This window comes from Comamonas sp. (assembly GCF_036666375.1).
GTDB lineage: Bacteria > Pseudomonadota > Gammaproteobacteria > Burkholderiales > Burkholderiaceae_C > Comamonas.
Genome location: NZ_JAVWWA010000046.1, coordinates 1 through 2,916, shown reverse-complemented (window position 1 = coordinate 2,916; position 2,916 = coordinate 1). Strand labels below are relative to the sequence as shown.

The 2,916-nt window shown below is 68.0% G+C and carries 3 protein-coding genes and 1 pseudogene; all 4 read right to left on the bottom strand.

Annotation, left to right across the window (positions count from 1 at the left end; genetic code table 11):
• Positions 1 to 72 precede the first annotated feature (72 nt).
• Positions 73 to 438 carry an SH3 domain-containing protein gene (locus tag RR928_RS12775; protein WP_332535451.1) on the bottom strand — a complete coding sequence of 122 codons (366 nt, stop codon included), beginning with the start codon at positions 436 to 438 and terminating at the stop codon, positions 73 to 75.
• 27 nt (positions 439 to 465) lie between these two features.
• Positions 466 to 567, bottom strand: a pseudogene (locus RR928_RS24845) (DUF1697 domain-containing protein); the annotation flags it as partial.
• A gap of 21 nt (positions 568 to 588) precedes the next feature.
• Positions 589 to 1,905, bottom strand: a complete 1,317-nt coding sequence (locus tag RR928_RS12770) for a sulfatase family protein (protein ID WP_332535453.1) — start codon at positions 1,903 to 1,905, stop codon at positions 589 to 591.
• A 21-nt stretch (positions 1,906 to 1,926) separates the two neighbouring features.
• Positions 1,927 to 2,898, bottom strand: coding sequence for a Bug family tripartite tricarboxylate transporter substrate binding protein (locus tag RR928_RS12765; RefSeq protein WP_442881599.1), 972 nt, complete (start codon positions 2,896 to 2,898; stop codon positions 1,927 to 1,929).
• Positions 2,899 to 2,916: the final 18 nt, after the last annotated feature.

Genomic DNA, 2,916 nt, shown 5'->3' with positions numbered 1-2,916 from the left:
CCGTGTCCGGCGACCGGATCATGGATATTCGCTCCCAGGGCCAGCTCAGGCCCAGGCCCGGGCGCGCCTGCCTCAGTGCTCTGCGGGCTGCAAATGGGACAGCGGCACCCAGCCGGACAGCGACGTCAGCGGGTTCTCGCACCAGGCCCAGCCATTGAGCGTTCTTCCGCCGACCAGCATGTCGCCGGCGCGCACGTCCAGCTCTCTGGCCGTGTAGTTTTCGCGTGCCTGCGCGGTCTGGTCGTCGACGAAGTCCAGCAGCTGCACCGGCACCCAGCCGCCCACCTGGCCGACAATTTCACAGAAATACCAGTCGTCCCAGCCCTCGGGCCCGGCATATTTCTCACCGACGGCCAGCATGCTGCCTTTGGAGAAGGTGATTGGTTCGGGGTATCCGCTGTGGTGGTCCCGGATGGCTCGATAGTTCTTGGCTTGCATGTTCTATGTCCGCTGCGCTGCACCATGTCATGTGGCGTTTGCCATCTGGGACAATTTCGCGACAGTGTTGAGATTCCTGGCCGTGCCCAGCGCGACCGCGGAAATCCTGAGCTTGGAGCACGCCATGCCGGCGCCATGGCGTGCTTGCGTTCAGCGCTGCGGCATGTCCTTGGTCGAGTAGCCGACGCTGATGGTCGCGTCGGCCGCAATTGCCGGCATGGTCGCGTTCCAGGTCTGCCAGGCGCTGCGCATCCGCTCCAGCCGCTCGGGCTCGCGGCCGGCCTGGTTGGCGCGCTCGCGTTCGTCGGCGGGAATGTTGAACAGATACTCGTTGCCGTCGACACGCAGGTATTTCCAGTCGCCGTCGCGCAGCGCCTGCTGACCACGGTGGTTCATGCGCCAGTGCAGCGGGCGCGCGAAGCTGTGGCTGGCGTCGCGCAGCACGGGCAGCAGCGAGACGCCGTCAAGCGCATAGCCCGGCGCAGCCGCCACGCCCGCGGCGTCGAGAACGGTAGCCGACCAGTCCATGGTCATGCACAGCTGACGGCTCTCGCTGCCCGGCGCGATCACGGCCGGCCAGTGGGCAATCCACGGAACGCGTATGCCGCCTTCGGTCAGGTCCATCTTGCCGCCCACCAGAGGCCAGCTGTCGGAGAAACGTTCGCCGCCGTTGTCGCTGGTGAAGATCACCAGCGTGTTCTCGGCCAGTCCGTGCTGCTCCAGCGCGGCCATCACGCGGCCTATGCCTTCATCCATGTGGTGGATCATGCGGCGGTAGGTGTGGATGTTGCCGCCCGCCAGATCGAACAGGTTGTCCTTCACGGTGGGCGCGCGGCCGACGTCGTCGCGGGTTTCCCAGGGCCAGTGCGGCGCGGTGTAATGCAGGCTCAGGAAGAACGGCGCGCTCTGCTGCGCCATGCGCGCCACGTAGTCGACGGCGCGCTCCGAGAGCAGGTCGGTGAGATAGCCTTCGGTCTGCGTGCTCTGCTCGCCGGTCCACAGGTCATGGCTGCCGCGCGAATCGCAATGCGTGAAGTAGTCGATGCCGCCCGACAGCGGGCCGAAGAACTCCTCGTAGCCCGAGCGCAGCGGGCCGAAATGCGGCGGATAGCCCAGGTGCCACTTGCCTATCAGCGCCGTGCGGTAGCCGCTGCCCTGCAGCAGCGAAGGCACGGTGGGGTGCTCGGGCGGCATGCCCAGCGTGCTGCTGCCGCGGCTGTCGCTGCGAATCGGCTCCTCGGCCGCGCCGCGCAGCCGGTACTGGTAGCGGCCGGTGATCAGCGCGAAGCGCGTGGGCGAACACACGGGCGAGTTCGAATAGCCCTGGGTCAGCTTGAGGCCTTGGGCCGCGAGCCGGTCGAGCACCGGCGACACCGGGCCGAATTCCGCATCCCGGCCGCCGTAGCAGCCCAGGTCGGCGTAGCCGAGGTCGTCGGCAACGATGAAGATGATGTTGGGTCTTGTCATGTCTGTCTCTTGCGCCTCACATCAGGGCTGGTAGCCCGACTGCTGCACCACCGGCGCCCATTGCGCCTGGTAGGCCTTGAGCATGCTCGCGGTCTGCGCCTGGGTGCTGACGACGGGAACCATCATTGCGTCCTTGAAGCGGGCTGTGGTCTCCGGCTCCTGCATCACCGCATGGATGGCGCTGGCCAGGCGGGCCACTTTTTCCTTGGGCATGCTCGCCGGTGCGAAGAAAGTGTTCCAGCCCGTGGCGGCCAGATCGAGCCCGGCTTCCTTGAAGGTGGGAATGCCCGGCGCGAACACTGAGCGCTGGGCGCCCGAGATCGCCAGGATGCGCAGCTTGCCGGCTTCATGCTGGGCCAGCACCGTGTCCAGCGTGTCGACCGCGGCCGGCACCTGGTTGCCCAGCAGGTCGTTGAGCAGCGGCGCCGAGCCGCGGTAGCCCACCACCTGGGTGGGCACGCCGGCTTTCTCGCCGGCCATCAGCGCGAAGAAGTGCGGCAGGCTGCCCGTGGCCGGCACGCCAAAGTTGGCCTGCTTCGGATTGGCGCGCATCCAGGCAAGCAGCTGGCCGAGGTCGCGCGCCGGCATCGAGGGCGATACCGCCAGCGCGAAGTCGTAGCTGTTGACATGGGAGACGGGAACGAAATCGCGCTCCACGTCGTAGCCGTTGTCCTTGAAGACCAGGGGCGCGACCACCATCACCGCGGGGTTGGCGAGCATCAGCACGTTCTGGTTCGCGGGCGTGGCCTTGGCCTGCTGCGCCGCGAGGCGTCCGCCCGCGCCCGATTTGTTCTCGACAATCACCGGCACGCCCAGGCGCGCGGCCAGCTTGTCGCCGACAATGCGCGCCACGCGGTCGGTGGCGCCGCCCGGCGCATAGCCCACCAGGATGCGCAGCGGGCCGTCGAGCTGCGGTGCGGGCTGGGCCTGGGCCATGGATGGCAGAGCGGCGATCAGGCCCGTGAGGGCCAGTGCGCCGGCCGCGCCGCGCATGAAGCGGCGGCGTGGATG